A 20297-nucleotide genomic window follows, 5' to 3' on the forward strand; every position below is an offset into this window, starting at 1 on the left:
CTAGACTTAAATAGAGTTAACCAATTTATAAAAGTTGGTTAACTCTACTATTTTATTATGTATTTATATTCTATTCTTTTTCATCTGTTTTCTTTTTAGCCATATAGAAGGCTAATATGACAAGTGGGATAGCAATAAAAAAAGGTATATTAATATGACTTTGCGTAATTAATGCAAGAAACAATAATACAGCTATACCTATTACAATATACAAACAACCTCTTTCAAAGGTCTCCATACATTCCACTCCCTTCAAAAACAATATATTTTCATCCAAACCTTAATATATCACATTAATTAAAATAGAGAACCTCACAAAAAGTGAGATTCTCTGTTTTCCTATATTAATACTCTTCCGAAGCCAATAATTTCGCTAATCTCAAGGATGAAACCGCTAGCTGAGCATATGTGACTTCTTGTTTTGGTAAGATATTGCCTTTGTAGTCTTTTGATATTAACCCTAATGAATCAGCAATCACAACATAACCTTTCAATTCTTTGCTGATGTCTTGTTCATCACTAAAGTCATAATTAAAGATATCGTGCATTTTAGCAACTGAGTCAAGTTCTAAAGCACGAACATACCAGAATGCTAAATTTTCACGTGTCATCTTTTCGTCCACATCAAAGGTTGATTGTTCCGCATCTAGAATTCCTCTTCGAAGTGATTCCATGACGATATTGTAAAGTGGATGGTCATGACCAATGTTCTCAAATGGTGTAGGTTCAGCATCTTCAGGGGCAGGTCCACTATAAACTCTATCAATAGATTTAGTTAGAATTTCTAAAGCCTCACCCCTAGTAACCACTTGATCACCATCAAATTGTTCTGGACCTTCAATTTCCAATATTTGGTTACTAATTAAAAAGTTAAGCTCTTCTTCTGCCCATGGATGACTGACTGTTTGGTCTTCATCCTTCTGGCCATATGGTCTTGTATTTTTCCAATCACCTGTTACGGCATTATAAAAAGAACTATCATAATCTCTTAAATAGCTTAATTTGTACTGTAATACTTTTTCTTCAGTATCTCTTATATCATAAGGCTCTTCTGTGACATAAAATAATTCTAAGTCGAGTTTATCCTTAATATCTTCTAAAGCTTTTTCTTCACCTACAACTTGATCAAGTGATGGCCATTGTTCTACATTCGTGTGTCGGATTGACAAATGTAACAATTTTCCATTCTCTTTAGAGACATCAACTCTTATATAGTTACCACTCACAAGAATTCCGTCTTTGATTCTTTGGAAAATGAAATGATATTCAGGACTATCATCTCGATTTACATTATCTGACACTCTAGGATATACGTATTGTTCCATATTAGAAAAAGCAAATTTATTAATATAGTCAGTAGCTAAATCTAATGCTTCTTCTTGGGATACATTAACATCCACTTCTTCTTCTGGGTTATAACTTCTTGCTCGAGAAAAGCGCTGTAGTTCTCCTGTGTTTTTGTTTATTTGAATCGAAGAGCCATGCCCTCCATTTTGCGAGTGATACATATAACGAATATCATAGACTTCAATTCCATCTACCTCTCGTTCCATTACACCATCGATTCTTAATTCTACGCCTTCTTCATCAGTTGCTAGTAATTCTTCTGCTAATGATCTAGCTTCATCTTTCGTTAAAGGATTAGGATTTTTTGAACTCTTTGGTAACTGCTTGAGTTCTTCTGACTCAGGAAGCTCGTCTACATATTCGCCATTAACATAGTACTGACCATTTTTCGCTGATAAACCTCTAATCATAGGCGTTTCACGGTAGGTTAAATATGCAGTTTCTTCTCTAGTGTTGTAATCTCTGTGAATTAAATACTGTAACTCAACATTTATTTGAGCTTTTAATTCGGATAGAAGTTCACTCTTAGACATCAAGTTACTAGTAGATTCATAGTCAACCTCTCCCATATAACGAGGTCCTCTATACTGAGTAATTTCTCCATTACCTAAAACTGTGACGCTAATCGATTGATTTTGAATTGGAATACCGTCTTTTAACTTATTAAAAGAAAAACGATACTCGATTGGTTCTGTTAATGGTCTATTGTAACTAAAGTAATAAGAATTATTCTGCTCATTTAATTCATATTCTCCTTTTAAATCAACCTTTTTCAAGAATTCTTTTGCTAACTTTTCTGCTTCCTCTTCCGAAACCTTAGGTGGGAAGAGTGCATCTGATTCATTTCGTGGATGGTAATAATATCTGTTAAGTTCTAACTCTTCACCAACAAATTCAAAACTTATGTGGGAAGGGTTCTTTTGACTACGATCATAATATACAAGATTATATCTTTCACTATAGTCTCTTTCACCAGGAAAACGATGATTAAATTCTAAACGGAAATATTCTTCTTTTGCTGACTTGTATTTTGGAAAAATTTCTTTGACTCTCTCAATTAATTGCTCCAATGAGACTGAGTCTTCATTCGCTACCTGATTGTTTTCTCTCTTTTGCTCTTCACTGCTGTCTGACTGAGGCGTCCCACTTTCTTCTGCATGTAATGTAGGTGCAATTCCAGTAAATATCATAGATGTTGATAGAATTAATGCTGATACCTTTCTCAATTTCATTCCATTTCCCCCTTTTACTAAAACTGTAAATATTATAACATAACTTTTATTAAATTTTACCAACTTTTATAATTTTTAACACAAAAAAACAGAGACCATTTCAAGCCCCTGCTGTATTCATTTTATAAAACATTTTTATTTAGATTGTGTTCACCACTTTTCTTATCACTCTTTATAAAACCATCACCTTTAATAAGTTTCAGTTGAGCAATAATGATAAAACTTACTACAACAAGTAAAAACCACGAGCTAATTTTACCTACATGGACTAACTCCCACGTATCACCCTGATTGGGGTAACGATAACCATCTAATAACGTAGAAATGTTTTCAGCAATCCAAATAAACAGGCCAATGAGGAAAAACGAAACTGACATTGGCATCCGATACCATTCAGCATTCACTTTAAAATAAACAATTGTCTGAGCAAAAATAACAAAAAGAGCAACAGTTAAAATCCACCTGATATCATAAACAAAATGGTGGGTAAAAAAGTTCAAATAGATGCCTGCTCCAAGAGGAAATGTCCAAAAAAAATGCGGCCATTTTTTAATTTTTAAATCTAAGCGCCGCCAAGCTTGAACCATATAGCTTAAAACGCTTGCATACATAAACCCCGCATATAAAGGTACACCTGCAATTTTTGTGTAAGATTCACCCGGATAACTCCAAGAACCCATATGTACTTTATATATTTCTAATACAATTCCTAGTAAATGAAATAGCGTAATGACTTTCAATTCATCCATGGTTTCCATACCAGTCTTAACCATCACAAATTGAATAACTAAACAAATGATTAAAATCACATCATAACGAGGTATTCCAGGTATAGATACAACTTGCGTTAACGCCAATGTAATAAAAATTAACCCAGGAAATAGACAGGATAGAGCTTGTTGGTAGCCGAAATGATAGAGTTGTTTAATGAAGTGCATGAATGATTCTCCTTAAAAATTCAAAATCAGATACTATAAAAACTTCTATAGAATAAGTGGATTTCCTTTATTATGAAGGAAATTGTATACCAACAATTGAACTTAAGATCTAAGAGATTTCTAGAGAGGAAGTTAATTCACATGGGAACCGGATACGGCATTCGATGCCAGTCATGCTTCTATTCAAATGAATTTTTATTAGGCGTTGGAGGGGATTATACCCCCTTTATAGATTATGAATTTAATATTTTACACCCAAAAACTCGAGAACAAGTTAAAAGAGTGATTGGTGGCTCACCTATTCATGATATAAACTATGAATATGAATTGCTCTCGTGCTTAAAGTGTCAGCACTTATATAGTCGCCCTATAATGGAAATCAAATATGACAGAGATGAAAAATTTACAACTAATAAAAACTGCAGCAAATGTAAAGGCAAAGGTAAAATTATTTCCAATATAGAAATAGATATTAATCAACTGAAATGTCCTGGTTGTAAAAGAAAGAAATTAGAAATCAACTCACATATCATGTGGGACTAATAGAAAAGAAATACATAGCAGGCACCTCTCAATTCATTTTATGACTATGTTTATGCGCCCAGATTGAGAATGTTAAATTTATGGATATAAATTTTCAAAAAACTGAAACAAATCGATTTAATGTTCGTCTTATTTATAATATAGAAAATTTTTATAAAGGGGTCTTTTTTATGAAAAAGTTTATAGCATTTATTTTATTAGTAACATTAATAGGTTTAATGGGATGCAGTAGTGAAGATGAGGAAAGGCTGAGCTTTTTTCAAGAGTATAAGGCGGAACAGTATACGATTGAGGATCACGAAAATGCTCCAACATCTGAAGAGATTGCAGAACGAGTCAAACCTTACTTGACTGATGAAGCACTTAAAGAACTAAAAGCAAGTAAAAAGTTCAACGTAATGCCAGCCTTGGCAGCAAACAGAAACAAAAATATAGAGTTTAGTAACGCTGAATTTAGTAACAAACAAGAAAATGACGATGGGTCGATTGATTATGATTATAAATTACAACTGAATGTCTATAATGACAGTGGTTCAGAGCCATTTACCATTGTAGGTGAAGTGACGTTTATAAATAAAGACGGTGAGATGAAAATCAGTCGGGATCAGGAATCGTAATAAAGAGGAGTCTTTCTATGCGAAAGACTCCTCTTTTTATTAATAATATTTCCAGGCCTGATTATACAAGCCCATTAATACTGGTCTATTTAAACTATTAACCGGAATGTCGAATGTTTTACCTTCTCTAACAATTGTAGAATCGGCATCTTTACCAAACTTAAACAGTGTTGGAACAATATCATTCGTTAAATATTGGGTCTCCACTGGTATATCAATATTATCCAGATTAATTTCATCTCTTGAAGCTAAAGTAAATCCCCAATTACCAAACGACGGAACATCTAAATGATAGCTCTTGGCTTTTAAACCGGTGGATTTTACCGTTTTATTAATGGTCCAAAAAGCTTCTGTTGCAAAAATAGGACTGGTAGATTGAATCGAGGTGTACCCTCCTGGCAACAAATGATTCCTAACTAATGAATAAAACTCTCTAGTATACAGCTTGTTCAAAGCTTCATTGTTTGGATCAGGTAAATCAACAATGATGACATCGAAGAAATTTTCATTCGTCATCAAATAATGAAACGCTCCATCATTAATAATATTAACTTTTTCATTATGTAAAGAGTTATTATTAATACGTGTCAGTTCAGGATGAGTTTTTGCTAGATTGGTCATCTTTTGATCTAAATCAACTAGCGTGATTTTTTTCACACCCTTATATTTAAGAACTTCCCTAGCAACGATCCCATCGCCACCACCTAAAATCAACACATTTTGGTGGCTTTCAGCTAAAGCCATCGGAACATGGACTAAAGCTTCATGATAGCGATATTCATCACTTTCAGAGAATTGTAATTGACCATCTAAATATAATCTTGTATCACCCGGATTTTTCGTCAAAATAATTTTCTGGTATTTCGTTTTCTCATGATAAACAATCGGGTCAGCATAAAGCTTTTGTTCAAACTTAAACGCCATCCCTTCACCATATAAAAAGCCAAAGATTAAAACAATCGTAATCAATACACCACTAAATTGATGCAACTTAGGTCGCTTAAGTTCATGTTTAAATACAAAAGCAATAATTAATGCCACCAAAATATTAATACAAGCGACGAAAAAAGCGGTTTTGATTAAACCTAACGTCGGTCTTAAAAGTAAGGCAAACCCAACAGCACCAATTAAACTCCCTGCGTAATCAAAAAACAATACGCGCGCTGTACTTCTCCCAATCTCTTCTCCCATTGATTGAGCTTTTCTAATTAAGATCGGCAGTTCAATACCTGTTAAGAATCCCGTCACACTAATAACGATGTATAAATACATCTGAGCAACATTAACGCCATAATAAGACATACAGAAAAACAAACCTAGAACTGAAAATCCCCCTAAGATCGCAATGAGATATTCAGTTTGTACAAATCTATTCATTAAAGAGTGTTTGATATACTCACTAAATGCTGCCCCAACACCCATAAACATTAAAAACAATCCAATTGTCATACAATAGAAAAAAACACTATCCCCAAAGAGATAGCTTCCAGCTGCACCATAAAGTACTTGATAGACAATTCCACATATGGAAACAATAGCTGAAGATAAATAAAGGTAACTATGATTGGCCATAAACTTTTTCTCCCTCTTCTGCATAACCTCTCTCTATTTCTCTGTACCTAACTTTAGATGGCTGGAGGATGTTCTCCAGCCATTTAATCGCCTTTGAAGGTGAGGTACTTTCACCACAAGTATAACAATCCAACGCACAAAACCCTTTTTCAGGATAAGTGTGAATGGTAAAATGACTTTCAGCTAATAAAACGGCTATCGTTACACCTTGTGGTTTAAACGTCTCAATGGCACAAGATAAAACAGTGGCACCCGCTAATTCAGCCCCTTCTTGCATCCATTGTTTAAGGGAATGGCCATCATTTAATAGACTCTCATCTACTCCCCAGAAATCTGCGAAGACGTGAGACCCTTCCGTAGTATAATTCATGATCGCCCTCCTTGCTTATGTAATACTACCTGATACGGCGAAACCAATAAAAATGCTCACAGAAGCGACTAGCACTCCAATGGCTACATTGCCTTTTTTAATTTCGTCTTCTATTTTAAAAGGCGTGATTAGTTCAAAGACATAATAACCAATAAGCATTAAAATATAGCCGATCACAATCCATACAGCTGCACCGATCAAACTGACATTGTGGGCAATAGAAGCTTCAGTAATAATACCAAGCCCAATGATTTTTCCAGCAAACTGAGCACCAACCGCTACATTTCCAGCAAGTAACTCTTCACGATCTTTATATGGTGTAAATAATTCAAATACAATCATTAATAAACCAGCAAGGCCTAATGTTACTACCCAATAAAGAAGCGTTAAAAGAACTTCTTCTAAATCTAGTATTTCTGACCAATTAATCATATCAAATTCCTCCTCTTTTACTTTCCAACTCCTGGTCCTCCACCTCGAGTCATTGACCCAAAACGAATCGATGGGAAACCACCTGTGTTTCTAACGTATTTACCACTCTCACCAATATAACCACGATATTTTCCTGATGTCATATTATTTATGCCATAATATTTTTTCGTTTTCTTGAACACCCCGTATTTATGGAAGTGATCAGAGTCATAATTGTCTTCGATAAAATCATCATCAGATACTTCTATTAAAACATCGCTATTATTAATATCTGGATAAATATAAACTAGAAAATCATCATACAACATCATGACATTACCATCTTTTTCAGCCATATCTTGAGGCTCTTCAATATCTCTAATTTCATTTGACACACTTTGAACCGATGTATTAAAGGCGCGATATACATTCGATTCATTCCCATTTTGATCATAGACAATATCAGCTCTCGGATATTTATCTTCAATCGAATCCTCAATTCCACAACCAGCCAGGAACAAGAATAGGATCAATAAAAAAGCTAGACGTTTAACAACCATTTATTCTCCTCCCCCTTTTTCTTAAATTTATAGAATACTTTCTCATATAAAACCCCTTCCGTTTATGTAATTTAATGAACACTCAATTGGAGTGGTTTTAACATAGTTGTACTAATTTTTATTCCGTTTTTGGATAAACAATGCACTTATCATATACATTATTTCTCTTTAACGCAAATTCGTGGGAGTTTTCATTTTCATAGATTCATAGTGCCCCTAACTCGCACCCTTACATTTTTCGACGAATTAATGTAAAAATCCTACAAATAATATTTAAAATAAAAAGAAGCAGAAACCCTTGTTAGGATTTTGCTCCTACGCTTTTACTAGTTCTGGCTAAGATATAAGGGGTAATGTTGTTCGCCTAATACACTTGCGAGTCTATATAACTTCTTAGAATGAAATTTATAATAATTAATTAAATAAAATGTAATAAACGCACTCGGAGGGAATCAATATTAAACTTTAAATATTTGTACATTAGTATCCTTAGTTAGATGTGTGTTGATAATAAATTAATAACAATATTTTTCAGTTTACAGTAGTTATTTAGTTTACTATTGCTACAGTTTTTTTTGTATATTTAGACCCATATAAATACCTCTAATACGGTAAAAAAATCACCTTAAAGCGTTATGTAATTAGGAGGATTAATAGTGTATGTTGAAATTAATCATATTTTGTAAAAATTTAACGAATTATGTTGGAGGTGTCTTTATTTGAAGTTAGTCACAACAGTCAAATTTGAAACAAATGAAATTAACGATTTAACCATAGCTTTAGACTTCGCAATAAAAATGGGCAGTCAAGGTGAATTTACAGAAGAACAAATAGAAAAGTTCTATAATCTTAGAAAGTCCTTATTAACTATTTCAAAAAGGGACAATTCTTATCTTGAAGTTTAAAAAAAACTTTAACTAAAAAAGAATTAGAAATTTATAATTTACTAATAAAAGGTTACACCAACGATCAAATAGCTAGACACACTTATACATCTAAACATACTGTTAGAACACACATTAAAAATATTTATAGAAAATTAAATGTACATAACAAAATAGACTTAATATTGTATTATAGATAGTTTTAATAAGGAGCTGTTCTTTTGTTTTTACGTAAATTAATTGAAGAAAATCAAATATTTCATCACTACCAATCTATTTATGACATACATAAATGGAATGTTGTTGGTTACGAAGCATTACTTAGAACAACCGATAAAGAAAATCCTGAAAAAGTTTTTAATATGGCTATTAAAGAAAATGAGTTATACAACCTAGATACATATTCAATAAAAAAAGCTATTAGTTCATTTAATCTTTCTCTAGAATTTGTTGAATCTAATTACTTATTTTCAAATGTTTATCCATCTACATTAGTTAACCCAAACTTCTTGCCATTCATTAAAGAATTAGATTTTTGTAAATTAAATCTAGTTCTAGAAATTAACGAATCAGAGCTTGTTTATGATTTAAAAAAACTAAAATCAATAATAAATCATTTAAAAAAACTTAATGTATCTATCGCAATTGATGATGTCGGTAAAGGTAATTCTGATATCATAAAAATTTTAGAATTGAAACCTGATTATATAAAAATTGATTCGTATGTCACTCAAAATGTCCATAAATCACCTGAGAAACAATCTCTAATTAAATTACTTTCAAATTACTGTGACGAGTTCGAAATTAAATTAATTTTAGAAGGAATTGATGATATAGATGTTCTATTTCTGTTAAGGGAAAATGGCGCAAATTTTGGACAAGGATTTTTATTAGGAAAACCGACTAATTTAAGTATAGTTAATCTTCAATCAAAATAATTTACGGAATGTGCCGTCTATTAAATAGCATACTTCCAGAAAACTTTTAGTTCAGAAAATTTAATGAATGATTATTAGTAAAAGAACTTATGGTCAATTGTTCCCTAGGTTATAATCGTGGTAAAACTTCTATTTGTAAATTAATTTAGAGGTGGTTATATGAAATACGTCGTATATTATGAACTTATTATTATATTCTTTTTGCTAATAATTGTTTATAGGCTTATTAAAGATACTAAAAATAAACATCAAGAAATTAATTCATTAAAAAAAAGGTTAGAAAATACTTCATCAAAACCTCTAAGTGCAACACAATTTCTTAAAGCACAAAGAAAGAATTTTCGAATCAAAGTATATAACGTTCCGATTGAATTAACAATTACGAAATGCGATAATCCTAAATTACAAAAATTAATAGGCAAAAAAATTAATGGGGATATTGAAGATATTAGTCTTAGTGGATTAAAATTCATTAGCGAGTTCAGTTTACCAATTAAAGTGAAGTTTGAAACTGACATAATGTTCTTTTTAAAAAACGAGCAATTTAAAATAACTGCATTATTAGTTCGTAAAGAAGAACACATAAAAGAAAAATTAATATCATATGGTATTCAATTTGAAAAAATGAGCTACAAGCAAGAAAAACAACTCGCTGTGAGTTTGCATAAAGTGGAAACGGAAAGAAAATAGAATGAATGCTCAATCCTATAAACTAAAACTATCAATTGCATCATTAATAAAATCTTGGTTAGCACCTATATATCTTAACGTAATTGGTAGTGCAGAGTGATTAAATATATCTTGTAATAAAGCAATGTCTTTTGTTCGTTCATAAAAATGGTATCCAAAAGTCTTTCTTAATGTATGCATACCTATTTCCTCTACTCCTCCTTCTCTAGCAGCCATATTCAGTATATTATAAGCCTGCACCCTTTTAATTAGTTCATTCGATTTTCTAGATTTAATTGAATAGCTTTCTTCACTCATATTTACAACGTAACGTTCAATATAGTCTCTTAGCTCATTATTGATTTTAAAACGTTTAGTCTTCCCGTTTTTTGCTCATGTAGGATAATATGTAATTTATTTTTTACATCAACGACTTTTAATTGTAATAGATCGCTTATTCGTAAACCGGTATTAATTCCCATAGTAAACATAAACCAATCTCTAAATTGATTTCATTTGATTTATGACCTCTGAATCTTTTATTGGTTGAACTTCATTCATTAGTTTACCCCCTTTAATATGTTTCCTATATAAAGTTATTTAAATAAGACATTATGTTTAATAAATTACTAAAAAGCAACAACACTTTTATAAAAATGCTGATATGTCAAGGTTTATGACGATGTACTAGGAAACGTAATATACATAGTGTTTCTATGTTTCATCCATTCAAATTGACTGTAAATCTGTTGAATAAAAATATCCGTAACATTCTGTACCCTCATACTAATACAATGTTTTAGAGGTGATTAAAAGTGGCAAGGGTAGCCTATAATCAAAAGGATGTTAATTTAATTGCAAGGATGATGCGGGCCGAAGCTGTTGGTGAAGGTCGAATGGGAATGCTAATGGTTGGTAATGTCATAGTCAATCGGCTTAGAGCTAACTGTTTGGATTTTGAAGGCTTAACTTCAATACGCGATGTGATCTTTCAAACGCAAGGTGGAAATTACTCTTTTGAAGCCGTCCAAAAAGGGAATTTATTTTATAGCCCAGCAAGAGGTGTTGAAAAAAGATTAGCCGAACAAGTATTGAAATACTGGCGAAAGCATCCTGCAAAGTATGCACTTTGGTATTTTAATCCATATGGTGAATGTCCACCGACATGGTTCGGCCAACCATTTACAGGGCAGTATAAAGAACATTGTTATTATGAGCCAATAGCTAATACATGCGAAGGGGCTTACAGATATTAGAGATCTTAATAGTAATTAGATAAATACTCTGTGTTTATAAGAAGCAGACTCCATAGGAATTCTGCTTCTTTTTATATAATCTTCCTATTGCATAGACAAGCACGTGAACAATTAACGGTTCACTTAGCATTACTATCGAAGCAAGAGCCTTATCATTTGTCCAATACTTTGAATTCTTGATAATATTTAATAAAATAACTGGACTAACGATGAAAGACACATTTAAAAATAGGAGGAATTATTATTAGTAAAAAAATTGGATTCGTAGGACTAGGAGCAATGGGTTTTCCAATGGCAGTTAACCTAAAGAAAGCTGGTTTTGAAGTGATAGGTTATGACGCGTTCAAAGGAATCTATGAAAAGGCAAACGATGCTGGAATAACCATGGTAGAAACTTTAAAAGAGGTAGGAGAACAAGCTGACGAAGCGATCATCTCTATGGTTCGTAACTACGACCAAAATATTGACATTATTTTTGGAGAAGATGGTCTATTATCTGCCCAACCTAAAGATAAAACAGTTATTGTCATGAGTACTCTCGACCCGGATACCATGAATGAATTAGGTAAGAAAGTCGAAGAAGAAAGTGAATTAAAATTAATTTCTGCTTCAGTAAGCGGCGGGGTTGCAGGTGCTGAAGCTGGTACATTATCAATTATGACATCAGGTTCTAAGGAAATCGTGGAATCTTTTAAAGGTTACTTTGATGCGATAGGATCCAATACACTTTACTACGGTAACGAACCAGGTAACAGCGAGGCAGCCAAATTAATTAACAATATGATTCTGGGTGTTAACATAAGCGCAGTAGCCGAAGGACTTAAATTAGCGAAGGAATATGATTTGCCTCAAGAAGAGATATTAAAATTACTTCAAGTAAGTACAGGTGACAGTTGGGTAGCTCGAAATTGGGACAATATTTCTGAATGGACAACAGATGCCACATTGGGCGTACTACTTACTGACTTAAAAGCATCTTACAATGAAGGACTGAAACACAATGTCCCTTTACCTTTCAATGCCTTATCAACAACACAATTAGTTGACTCTATGGGAAAAAATAAACCAAAAGCTTAGTAATTTAAGGGTAAATATAATCTAAACAGAAAAGCATTCTATGTGTTTTAGAATGCTTTTTTTGTCCATTATTAAAATCTAATAACTAATCTCACTTAACAGGCGCGAGTTCTTCTTCAACAACCCATTTGTGATTCGTGACCATAATTCCATTTGGGAGCACGAAATCTACCATATATACAGTCGTCTTCAATGAATTATCAATCGTATGAACAGCATCACTCATGCCTTTCATATGTTCTGCTTTTGTAAGAGTCTTAGTACTGTCAGCTAATCTATCGTCTCCAACATCAACAAATTCTTCATGCACAATCCATTTATGGTCCTTCACTAACATACCGGAGTTAGTAGATGTATATGTTGTCGAATAAGCTGTTGTTTCATAAGCAGCAACAATCGTTACTTCAACACCCCGCATCATACCGCTCATATGATCAGCAAGACTGATCGCTTGACTTCCAATGGGATAAGCAGGCGAATCCGCAATCTTGAGACCACGTGGCACCTCAGGCGAACCTTCATAAACCATATCGAGGTGGTGCACCGTCATCTCTTCACCAGTCAGAACCCCATAATGAGGATTTTGCGTGACATAATACACAAAAAAGCAGATAAATAACGTTAAAAAAATTATTAAATCTTTTACCTTCATACTCATGCGGCCTTTTTATCTAATTTTTTTATCCATAGACCGATTAAAATGAGTACTATGCCAGAGGCTAAAAAGGCTAGATCATAGAGTAGTGGATTATCCGCCATCGGTCTAACTCGGTGTACCTGGAGAATATGGTGATCAATAATTCCCTCAACTAAATTAAACACACCACCACCGATTAAGGTACCACTTACAAATACCTTCCAACTGTATCCCAGTTCATGATTTCTAGCATCACGAAAAATTTTAAGCGCACCCCATACCATTAAAGCAGAAAAAGCAGCCGTAAATAGCCCGTCTGTGAAAATTTCTAACTTTATATCGGGACTTAAAATCATATGATGCCACTGCAACAATTGATGAAACACGATTCCATCAATCGCCCCCAAGATTCCTAAACCGAGAATAAACCCTGCTATATACAAATTTTTATCTTCTTTAGTCAAACGAATCATCCTTTTATTATAAGATTTTCGCTACATTAAAGAATTACCATTATATACAAAAATAATACTGTATTAGAAAAACATCTTATGAGATATGTGTTCATGTATAACAGAATTTTCTCCTTAAATTTAGTTGCTATAAAAATTAAATAAATCACATCTTTTAAAACATATAAAATCACCTCCACCCAAAAGTAGAGGTGATTTTATACATTCATTAAATCTTAAAATTAATGTTGATTTGGCAGTTCTTCTTCGTCTTCATTTAGGATGTTGTTGTCAATAAAACCTTTGCTAACGTCATTCATTTGGATAAACTGCCCTGCTGTCATAAGAAATGCCATAATTGTACCCATAGCTAATAACTTCTTGATCATTTAAGCCCCTCCTTTCTCCCCTTTTTAAGCTTATTAATATATTTGACATAAGCTTTTTCAACAACTTCGGCATACTCTTTCTTATCTTCTAAAAGGAATGTCTGGATGGATTTACGAAAAAACACAGCAGATTCCTCATCATTAATGCGTTTAAGACATCTTGCTTTTTGATAGTATAGTTCACCTAACAAATAAAACGTTTCATATTGTTTACAAATATTGATTCCTTTTTGGCTATAGTCTAATGCCTGATTAATTTTCCAAAGATTTAATGCCGACTTGGAAGCACCAAATAATAATCTTATTTCAATCGTAAAATCTTTTATAATAGGCAATTTCTTTACTTTCTCTAACGCTCGATCAAATACTTTTAGAGAAAATTGATAGTTTTCCTTTTCATTTAAAATAATTGCGATACTATTCAGTATTGCTACTTCCCTTTCCTTATCGAGAACACGGTCTCTCATACTTAAAGATCGTGTTAAGAACTTTAGTGCTTTATGTTTATCATCCTCTAAATAAAACGCGCAAATCCCTAAATGCCACAGAAGGAATTGATAAAAATCTTTGTTTTCTTTCGCTAATGGAGTATTAAGTTGACTTCTGACTAGGTTATTTATTTTTTGATAGTTTTTGTCTCGCTTATACTTCCTTACAATATTTTTCACATCGTCAATATACTCTACACGATCAGATTCTATTTGACGAAAGAAGTATTCTGCGTCTACCCCCAGCTTCTTTGAGATTAGATAGAGAGTAATACTAGAAGGGAATTCATCTCCACGTTCTAATTTACTGATTTGTGCCTGTGTACAAACCCCTTCTGCCAACTCTTTTTGTGTCATGTTAGCATCAAGCCTAGCCTGCTTTAGAACCTTATTAAAATTTTCTAGCTTCACCTGACTCCCCCCTATTTATAGCAAAGAAAAAAACAATGAGCAATACAATATTCCTATTATTATATTTTTTCTGAAAATTAAAGATAATTAAAGAAAAATAGGTGCTAAACGTTCCAAATCACCTATAATCACAAATTCAAAGTATTTTTCTATGTGTTAAATTGAAATCAATAACCGCTGACATTACTTTTTTAAAACATCTTACCATTGATATGTTTATGGTTCCATTAATATTCTATCAATACGAATCTATTAAACTTTTATTCACGATTTCCTCATTATGAATGCAAATTAATAAGCGGTTATAAAAATTTTGAAAGGGGAAAAATGCTGTGAAAAAGTTGTTAGTTCTAGTTAGTGTGCTGGCTATACTTCTCATGCCACTACAGAATGTTTTTGCTGATGAAGCGAAAACACAGAACGAAGAAGAGTATTTAGTACAGTTTGATGGACCAGCTGAAAAAGGATTGCTGAAAGGGTTTGGAGTTGAGGATGAAGATATACTTCACGAATTTAGCTTACTGCCTGTTTTTCATTTAAAACTAACCGATAATCAGGCGAAAGGATTAAAGAATCACCCACAGATCAAATACGTGGAGGCTAACGCTGAAGCCAAAGCCTTTGCTCAACAAACCCCTTGGGGAATTCCACATGTTCAAGGGACACAATCACAAAACAGTGGATACACAGGATCTGGAGTAAAAGTTGCTGTATTAGACACTGGAATTGATAGTTCACACGAGGACTTAAATGTGTCTGGGGGATATTCCGTATTTGGTGACTCTCCATATAACGATGGTAACGGCCACGGAACACACGTTGCTGGTACTGTTGGAGCATTAGATAATAACTTAGGTGTTATTGGTGTGGCACCTGACGCTTCTTTATATGCTGTTAAGGTATTAGACAGTAATGGAAGCGGTTCTTATTCAGGCATTGCGCAAGGTATCGAATGGTCAATTCAAAACGATATGGATATTATTAATATGAGTTTAGGTGGATCATCAAGCTCATCCATATTAGAAGATTATTCTAATCTTGCATATAATGAAGGTATTTTAGTAGTTGCTGCAGCAGGTAATAGTGGTAACTATTGGGGCTGGGGTGACACGGTTGGTTATCCTGCGAAATATGATTCAGTAATCGCTGTTGCTGCAATTGATCAAAATAACAATCGAGCATCTTTCTCAAGCCATGGACCAGACGTTGAATTATCAGCTCCTGGTGTTAGCGTATTAAGCACAATTCCAGGTAATAGTTATGATTCATTTAACGGTACATCAATGGCTTCACCTCATGTTGCAGGTGTAGCAGCACAAGTATGGCAGGCAAAACCACACCTATCGAACGTACAATTACGTTCACTACTGCAACAAACAGCCCAATACTTAGGTGACCCTTACTACTACGGTCATGGGCTAGTACAATCTTATGATGCAATTGCTAATTAAAATATTCTATTAATAGAGTCCGGGGGATTTGTTCTCCCGGGCTTTACTTATAAATACACCTTTCATTTACAGTTACATTTATAAACTAGTTTTTAAAAGTCATACATACAGGGTATCCATTTTTATATTTTTGAGTAATTACTTTTTTAATTTAATGCACTGAAAAAAGCAGAATCCTATTTAGAATTCTGCTGCTTCAATAAAGAATACCCCTAAAATTTCTTCTTAAATTCAACTCACGTCCCGCAAAATGTTTGATATACCCGGTCTGATGGTTCAGGTGGCGCAGCATACTTCTCCTGATCTAAAGAATATTCGTATGGTCTTTCAAGAACATCAAGCAGGCGTTCTAACACGCTGTAATCTTCATTTTCTACTGCCGCTTCAAGTGCTTCTTCTACCCGGTGGTTTCTCGGGATAACAGCTGGATTATGATCACGCATTAACTGTTGTGAAGTTTCTTTTGATTCTTCCTGTCTATCTAGCCTCGCCTGCCATTGTTCCTGCCACTTATTAAAGTCTGCGCTATCAAATAAATCTTCTTCATACTTCTCAAGTGTTAACGCCCGGAACGTATTCGTAAAGTCAGCTGAATACTTTTCCATCAATTCAAGAAGACCCTTAACCAATGTTTCATCCTCTTTTTCCTCATTAAAAAGACCAAGTTTAGCTCTCATACCTGCAATCCAATGATGGTTGTAGTATTCAGGAAACTTTGTTATTGCACCTTCTGCAATTTCAACAGCTTGATCCGAATCCTCATGTAATAATGGCAATAGTGCTTCTGCAAATCGAGCGAGATTCCAATTCGTAATAGGCGGCTGGTTACGATAGGCATATCGACCATTCATGTCAATGGAACTGAATACTGTTTCTGGATCGTATTCATCCATAAAAGCACAAGGACCATAGTCAATTGTTTCACCGCTAATGGTCATATTATCAGTGTTCATCACCCCATGAATAAACCCAACTAACTGCCATTTGGCTACGAGTTCAGCCTGGCGTTTGGTTACTTCTTGAAGAAGAGAAAGATACGGGTTCTCATTCGACTGAATATCTGGATAATGGCGCTTGATGGCATAATCAGCCAGAGCTTTTAACTCTTCTTCCGAACCCCATTTTCTCGCATATTCAAAAGTACCAAAACGTAAATGACTCGATGCGACACGAGTTAAGATCGCCCCAGGTAACTCCGTTTCACGAATAACCGATTCTCCAGTTGTCACAACAGCTAAACTCCGAGACGTGGGAATTCCGAGAGCATGCATGGCTTCACTAATAATATATTCTCTTAGCATGGGCCCAAGTGATGCTCGACCATCTCCCCCACGGGAATATGGTGTTCGGCCTGAACCTTTAAGTTGAATATCATACCGTTTACCCGATGGGGTGATTTGTTCACCTATGAGAAGTGCACGTCCATCACCCAACATCGTAAAATGCCCAAACTGATGCCCAGCATAGGCTTGAGCAATCGGAACGGAATTTTCAGGGATCTCGTTACCAGCAAAGACCCTAACCCCCATTTCTTTTTGTAAAGCCTGGGCATCCAACCCTAGTTCTTTTGCCAGATAATGATTAAAAATCAATAACTCAGGTGAGCGGACAGGGTTTAATTCTATTTTGGAATAAAAAGTTTCTGGTAGTTGAGTAAAACTATTCTCTAAATTCCAGCCTGCATTTTCATGTGTCAATTTTAATCTCCTTTACGTGTTTCTATAGCCTAGTTTACTCTATAAAACCATTAATATTGCTGATTTAGCAACTTATTTTCAACATATATTCCTACTTAATTTCATGGTAAGTGATGCTACCCAATATGTAAAATTTTCTATTTTGCGTCCTTAAGTGTACAAGTTGTACATATATATAAATATTTACACACTAGGAGGAATAAAGATGTTTGTGTTATTAGAAAAAGCTGTTTTAGGGATGGCACTTCTAAGGATATTATCAGGATGTATCGAAATGTTTGCTGCATTTTTAATGATAAAATTTAATGATGTCGAAAAAGCACTAATCGTAAATAGCTCATTAGCCATTATTGGACCATTGGTTTTACTATTCACAACTGCCATTGGCCTTCTTGGATATGCTGATCAGTTATCTTTAAAGAAATTTACTTTGGTGATCCTTGGGATTGGTTTTATATTCTATGGTTTAAGTGGCTAATTTTTAAACATGTTATTAATTGATTTAGTTAAAACTAAACAGGTAAAGTTACTATTGTTAAACAATTACTGCAGCTATTGTCACAGGTAAACTTTAAAGGAATAAAAAATGAGTTTCACTATATAAAATTGGTGTTAAAGGAGAAAATGGAATAAAAGAAGTTACCATGTTTGTAAAAGGTGTTGCTACAGCACTAGAAATTCAAGATGTGGAACACATTTTAAATGAGCTAGCAGGCGTTGAACGAGTTCTAATAGATACAGAGGATGGAAAAATTAATATTAAATATGATGACACTCAAATTTCAATGGAACACATAGCCCTCTAACTCCAACAACACGATTACCAGATTGGACTTTGAACTATTAAACGAGATAATATGGCAAATGGTATTGATTTGACAGTCAAACATCGACCTTTCGTATTAACTATGCAAAAAAGAGAGCAGATACCAATTTATAGGATTCTGCTCTTTCCATTAAACAAACTAATTATATACTGTTCTAGGGTGACTGAATTATCTCTGCACTTTGTGTATATCTACACTTAGGAAAACTACTACAACCATAAAATTAACCTCTCTTGCTATTACGTATCACTAATTCTGAACCACAGCGCTTACACTTTTCTTTTAAGTCTTCTTTTCGTGTTTGGTTAACTAATTGATCAGGTTGTTCTTCGTTTAATTTTAACATCATATTAATTAGTCCTTCTCTCTCTATCAGTCGGATATTGTAGATTTTGCAAGATTGATAGCTGCTTCCGTAAATTCATTGTTAGTTACTACCCATCCTTCTGAAGCCTTGTAATACGCAATTGCTGAAACGGCTTCTTGTACGGCTTTTATTCCCACTCTACTTTTGTAGCGCTTCGCCTGGACAATGATCTTTTTCGTTTCTTTAGTTAAAATTAAATCAGCACCATAATCTCCTGTAACTTGATAACTTTATTAATGCATCTATGAACTCCTGTTCTCTTTTTGCTGCGCTTTTTCTTCTAGCCATTGCTAAACCACCTTTTTATCTAAATATTTCCTAGACAATTTTCGACGAGTTAATCTAAAAATTCCTCCATAATTTATAAACAAAAAAGAAACAGAAGCACTTATTAAATTCTTATATTTATTAATCAGATAACAAAAGAGGCTGGGACATAACTAGTCAAAAATAACTTAAAAATGGCATCCATCATAAAAATTAAATGATGGATGCCATTTTTTGATGAATCAATATGATGATTTAGGCTTCTTTGGGTGTTTATGGCGGTGTACTTTCTTAAATTCACCGCCATGAAGGCAAACCCTAATTCATTTTTCACTTTCTCTTTGCCCCTTACGGACATTCGAGTGAAACACAAATTAGCCTTCAGAAATCCAAAAACTGGTTCCACATCGATTTTACGCATGCCGTAAATTTCACCCGTTTTTTCTTCCGAAAGCTTATTTCTAATATATGATTTTTGTTGCTCCCATTTTTGGTTATAGTATACCTTGCGATTATTGCCTTCTTTAGCTTTTGTGCATTCCGAACGTAATGGGCAACCCGTACAATCTTCGCATTCATATACTTTGAATGTTCTTGTAAACCCATAGCGATCCGTACGTTGGGATTCATAACGGAACGTAACATGTTTATTGTTAGGACAGATAAACAGATCATTGGCCTCATCATAATCCCAATTATAAAAATTAAATGGGTCATTTTTGAATTTTATTTTTTTCTCTCTTCGGTACTGATTATATGTAATGAGAGGTGTACGTTCTCGGTTTTCTAATACATCTTCATAATTTTGTTCACTACCATAGCCAGCATCTGCAACGATATAATTAGGTAGTTCAAAGAAATTATCTTCGATATAATCTAAAAAAGGTAGAAACGTCC

Annotated in this window: 25 protein-coding genes and 2 pseudogenes; 11 read left to right on the plus strand and 16 right to left on the minus strand. The window is 33.7% G+C overall.

The genetic code is table 11. The features are described 5' to 3' along the window. Positions 1–70: 70 nt before the first annotated feature. The 3 genes from E3U55_RS17515 to E3U55_RS01560 form a co-directional block, all read right to left on the minus strand. On the minus strand, positions 71–238 hold the full coding sequence (locus E3U55_RS17515) for a hypothetical protein (RefSeq protein ID WP_194840783.1): 168 nt from the start codon (positions 236–238) through the stop codon (positions 71–73). A 106-nt stretch (positions 239–344) separates the two neighbouring features. Continuing rightward, positions 345–2579 (minus strand): PepSY1/2 domain-containing protein, encoded by a 2235-nt coding sequence (locus tag E3U55_RS01555; protein ID WP_134338564.1) that lies wholly within the window; start codon positions 2577–2579, stop codon positions 345–347. Between the two features lie 122 nt (positions 2580–2701). Continuing rightward, positions 2702–3517 (minus strand): DUF817 domain-containing protein, encoded by an 816-nt coding sequence (locus E3U55_RS01560; RefSeq protein WP_134338565.1) that lies wholly within the window; start codon positions 3515–3517, stop codon positions 2702–2704. Positions 3518–3658: 141 nt separating this feature from the next. Between E3U55_RS01560 and E3U55_RS01565 the strand changes: the two genes are divergently transcribed. Both E3U55_RS01565 and E3U55_RS01570 read left to right on the plus strand, forming a co-directional pair. Beyond that, positions 3659–4060 carry a hypothetical protein gene (locus tag E3U55_RS01565; protein WP_134338566.1) on the plus strand — a complete coding sequence of 134 codons (402 nt, stop codon included), beginning with the start codon at positions 3659–3661 and terminating at the stop codon, positions 4058–4060. A 170-nt stretch (positions 4061–4230) separates the two neighbouring features. Continuing rightward, on the plus strand, positions 4231–4677 hold the full coding sequence (locus E3U55_RS01570) for a hypothetical protein (protein WP_134338567.1): 447 nt from the start codon (positions 4231–4233) through the stop codon (positions 4675–4677). 39 nt (positions 4678–4716) lie between these two features. Here E3U55_RS01570 and E3U55_RS01575 read toward each other — a convergent pair whose 3' ends face one another. From E3U55_RS01575 to E3U55_RS01590, 4 genes are read right to left on the minus strand one after another with little or no spacing between them, the layout of a single operon-like run. Beyond that, positions 4717–6249: a polyamine aminopropyltransferase gene (locus E3U55_RS01575; protein ID WP_134338568.1), complete on the minus strand. Its 1533-nt coding sequence runs from the start codon at positions 6247–6249 to the stop codon at positions 4717–4719. Beyond that, on the minus strand, positions 6236–6619 hold the full coding sequence (speD, locus tag E3U55_RS01580) for an adenosylmethionine decarboxylase (RefSeq protein WP_134338569.1): 384 nt from the start codon (positions 6617–6619) through the stop codon (positions 6236–6238). The genes E3U55_RS01575 and speD overlap by 14 nt, the downstream gene beginning before the upstream one ends. 15 nt (positions 6620–6634) lie before the next feature. After that, positions 6635–7051, minus strand: a complete 417-nt coding sequence (locus E3U55_RS01585; protein WP_134338570.1) for a DUF350 domain-containing protein — start codon at positions 7049–7051, stop codon at positions 6635–6637. Positions 7052–7068: 17 nt separating this feature from the next. After that, positions 7069–7590: a DUF4247 domain-containing protein gene (locus tag E3U55_RS01590; protein WP_134338571.1), complete on the minus strand. Its 522-nt coding sequence runs from the start codon at positions 7588–7590 to the stop codon at positions 7069–7071. Between the two features lie 719 nt (positions 7591–8309). Between E3U55_RS01590 and E3U55_RS01595 the strand changes: the two genes are divergently transcribed. From E3U55_RS01595 to E3U55_RS01610, 4 genes and pseudogenes are all read left to right on the plus strand, one after another. Continuing rightward, positions 8310–8495, plus strand: a complete 186-nt coding sequence (locus E3U55_RS01595) for a hypothetical protein (protein WP_134338572.1) — start codon at positions 8310–8312, stop codon at positions 8493–8495. Positions 8496–8512: 17 nt separating this feature from the next. Next, a pseudogene (locus E3U55_RS17920) lies at positions 8513–8674 on the plus strand (response regulator transcription factor); the annotation flags it as partial. A 21-nt stretch (positions 8675–8695) separates the two neighbouring features. Further along, positions 8696–9412: an EAL domain-containing protein gene (locus E3U55_RS01605; protein ID WP_134338573.1), complete on the plus strand. Its 717-nt coding sequence runs from the start codon at positions 8696–8698 to the stop codon at positions 9410–9412. Between the two features lie 159 nt (positions 9413–9571). Next, complete coding sequence (locus E3U55_RS01610) at positions 9572–10102, plus strand: PilZ domain-containing protein (protein WP_134338574.1); 531 nt, start codon at positions 9572–9574, stop codon at positions 10100–10102. Between the two features lie 15 nt (positions 10103–10117). Here the strand turns inward: E3U55_RS01610 and E3U55_RS01615 are convergent. Continuing rightward, positions 10118–10642: pseudogene (locus E3U55_RS01615) on the minus strand (tyrosine-type recombinase/integrase). A gap of 254 nt (positions 10643–10896) precedes the next feature. Here E3U55_RS01615 and E3U55_RS01620 point away from each other — a divergent pair. Both E3U55_RS01620 and E3U55_RS01625 read left to right on the plus strand, forming a co-directional pair. After that, a complete protein-coding gene (locus E3U55_RS01620; protein WP_194840784.1) occupies positions 10897–11337 on the plus strand; it encodes a cell wall hydrolase in 441 nt (146 codons plus the stop codon). 243 nt (positions 11338–11580) lie between these two features. Next, the gene (locus E3U55_RS01625; protein WP_134338575.1) at positions 11581–12414 is read left to right on the plus strand and encodes an NAD(P)-dependent oxidoreductase; all 834 of its coding nucleotides are present in this window, start codon (positions 11581–11583) and stop codon (positions 12412–12414) included. Positions 12415–12505: 91 nt separating this feature from the next. On the opposite strand, the gene E3U55_RS01630 is transcribed toward E3U55_RS01625, so the two are convergent. The 4 genes from E3U55_RS01630 to E3U55_RS01640 form a co-directional block, all read right to left on the minus strand. Beyond that, positions 12506–13066 (minus strand): DUF1541 domain-containing protein, encoded by a 561-nt coding sequence (locus E3U55_RS01630; protein WP_194840785.1) that lies wholly within the window; start codon positions 13064–13066, stop codon positions 12506–12508. Between the two features lie 2 nt (positions 13067–13068). Continuing rightward, positions 13069–13515 (minus strand): DUF2243 domain-containing protein, encoded by a 447-nt coding sequence (locus tag E3U55_RS01635; protein ID WP_228547438.1) that lies wholly within the window; start codon positions 13513–13515, stop codon positions 13069–13071. A 230-nt stretch (positions 13516–13745) separates the two neighbouring features. Beyond that, complete coding sequence (locus tag E3U55_RS17235; protein ID WP_153801884.1) at positions 13746–13892, minus strand: hypothetical protein; 147 nt, start codon at positions 13890–13892, stop codon at positions 13746–13748. After that, positions 13889–14791 (minus strand): helix-turn-helix domain-containing protein, encoded by a 903-nt coding sequence (locus E3U55_RS01640; protein WP_134338578.1) that lies wholly within the window; start codon positions 14789–14791, stop codon positions 13889–13891. Before E3U55_RS01640 ends, E3U55_RS17235 begins: the two co-directional genes overlap by 4 nt. Positions 14792–15123: 332 nt before the next feature. Here E3U55_RS01640 and E3U55_RS01645 point away from each other — a divergent pair, with 332 nt between their 5' ends. Then, positions 15124–16242 carry a S8 family peptidase gene (locus E3U55_RS01645; RefSeq protein WP_134338579.1) on the plus strand — a complete coding sequence of 373 codons (1119 nt, stop codon included), beginning with the start codon at positions 15124–15126 and terminating at the stop codon, positions 16240–16242. Between the two features lie 236 nt (positions 16243–16478). Here the strand turns inward: E3U55_RS01645 and E3U55_RS01650 are convergent, their stop codons facing one another. Further along, positions 16479–17939: a protein adenylyltransferase SelO gene (locus tag E3U55_RS01650; protein WP_134338580.1), complete on the minus strand. Its 1461-nt coding sequence runs from the start codon at positions 17937–17939 to the stop codon at positions 16479–16481. 205 nt (positions 17940–18144) lie between these two features. Here E3U55_RS01650 and E3U55_RS01655 point away from each other — a divergent pair, with 205 nt between their 5' ends. After that, positions 18145–18417 carry a YqhV family protein gene (locus tag E3U55_RS01655; protein ID WP_134338581.1) on the plus strand — a complete coding sequence of 91 codons (273 nt, stop codon included), beginning with the start codon at positions 18145–18147 and terminating at the stop codon, positions 18415–18417. Between the two features lie 166 nt (positions 18418–18583). Beyond that, entirely contained in the window at positions 18584–18745 is a 162-nt protein-coding gene (locus E3U55_RS17520; protein WP_194840786.1) for a hypothetical protein, read from the plus strand. 244 nt (positions 18746–18989) lie between these two features. Here E3U55_RS17520 and E3U55_RS17790 read toward each other — a convergent pair whose 3' ends face one another. The 3 genes from E3U55_RS17790 to E3U55_RS01665 all read right to left on the minus strand — a co-directional run. Then, entirely contained in the window at positions 18990–19115 is a 126-nt protein-coding gene (locus E3U55_RS17790; protein ID WP_267195376.1) for a hypothetical protein, read from the minus strand. A gap of 23 nt (positions 19116–19138) precedes the next feature. Next, positions 19139–19327 (minus strand): restriction endonuclease, encoded by a 189-nt coding sequence (locus E3U55_RS17675; RefSeq protein ID WP_228547442.1) that lies wholly within the window; start codon positions 19325–19327, stop codon positions 19139–19141. Between the two features lie 218 nt (positions 19328–19545). Further along, on the minus strand, positions 19546–20297 hold a 752-nt coding region (locus E3U55_RS01665), incomplete at its 5' end, for a transposase (RefSeq protein WP_228547439.1).

The sequence above is a fragment of the Filobacillus milosensis genome (assembly GCF_004402015.1).
In the GTDB taxonomy this organism is placed as follows: Bacteria; Bacillota; Bacilli; order Bacillales; family Alkalibacillaceae; genus Filobacillus; species Filobacillus milosensis.

Excerpts from the sequence above, each read along its gene's own strand:
- E3U55_RS01560 (WP_134338565.1), bottom strand. The coding sequence starts at position 3,517 with ATGCACTTCATTAAACAACTCTATCATTTCGGCTACCAACAAGCTCTA.
- E3U55_RS01590 (WP_134338571.1), bottom strand. The coding sequence starts at position 7,590 with ATGGTTGTTAAACGTCTAGCTTTTTTATTGATCCTATTCTTGTTCCTG.
- E3U55_RS17235 (WP_153801884.1), bottom strand. The coding sequence starts at position 13,892 with ATGATCAAGAAGTTATTAGCTATGGGTACAATTATGGCATTTCTTATG.
- E3U55_RS01655 (WP_134338581.1), top strand. The coding sequence starts at position 18,145 with ATGTTTGTGTTATTAGAAAAAGCTGTTTTAGGGATGGCACTTCTAAGG.
- E3U55_RS01610 (WP_134338574.1), top strand. The coding sequence starts at position 9,572 with ATGAAATACGTCGTATATTATGAACTTATTATTATATTCTTTTTGCTA.
- E3U55_RS01570 (WP_134338567.1), top strand. The coding sequence starts at position 4,231 with ATGAAAAAGTTTATAGCATTTATTTTATTAGTAACATTAATAGGTTTA.
- E3U55_RS17520 (WP_194840786.1), top strand. The coding sequence starts at position 18,584 with ATGTTTGTAAAAGGTGTTGCTACAGCACTAGAAATTCAAGATGTGGAA.
- E3U55_RS01630 (WP_194840785.1), bottom strand. The coding sequence starts at position 13,066 with ATGAAGGTAAAAGATTTAATAATTTTTTTAACGTTATTTATCTGCTTT.
- E3U55_RS01565 (WP_134338566.1), top strand. The coding sequence starts at position 3,659 with ATGGGAACCGGATACGGCATTCGATGCCAGTCATGCTTCTATTCAAAT.
- speD (WP_134338569.1), bottom strand. The coding sequence starts at position 6,619 with ATGAATTATACTACGGAAGGGTCTCACGTCTTCGCAGATTTCTGGGGA.
- E3U55_RS01555 (WP_134338564.1), bottom strand. The coding sequence starts at position 2,579 with ATGAAATTGAGAAAGGTATCAGCATTAATTCTATCAACATCTATGATA.
- E3U55_RS17790 (WP_267195376.1), bottom strand. The coding sequence starts at position 19,115 with ATGATGTTAAAATTAAACGAAGAACAACCTGATCAATTAGTTAACCAA.
- E3U55_RS01575 (WP_134338568.1), bottom strand. The coding sequence starts at position 6,249 with ATGGCCAATCATAGTTACCTTTATTTATCTTCAGCTATTGTTTCCATA.
- E3U55_RS17515 (WP_194840783.1), bottom strand. The coding sequence starts at position 238 with ATGGAGACCTTTGAAAGAGGTTGTTTGTATATTGTAATAGGTATAGCT.
- E3U55_RS01585 (WP_134338570.1), bottom strand. The coding sequence starts at position 7,051 with ATGATTAATTGGTCAGAAATACTAGATTTAGAAGAAGTTCTTTTAACG.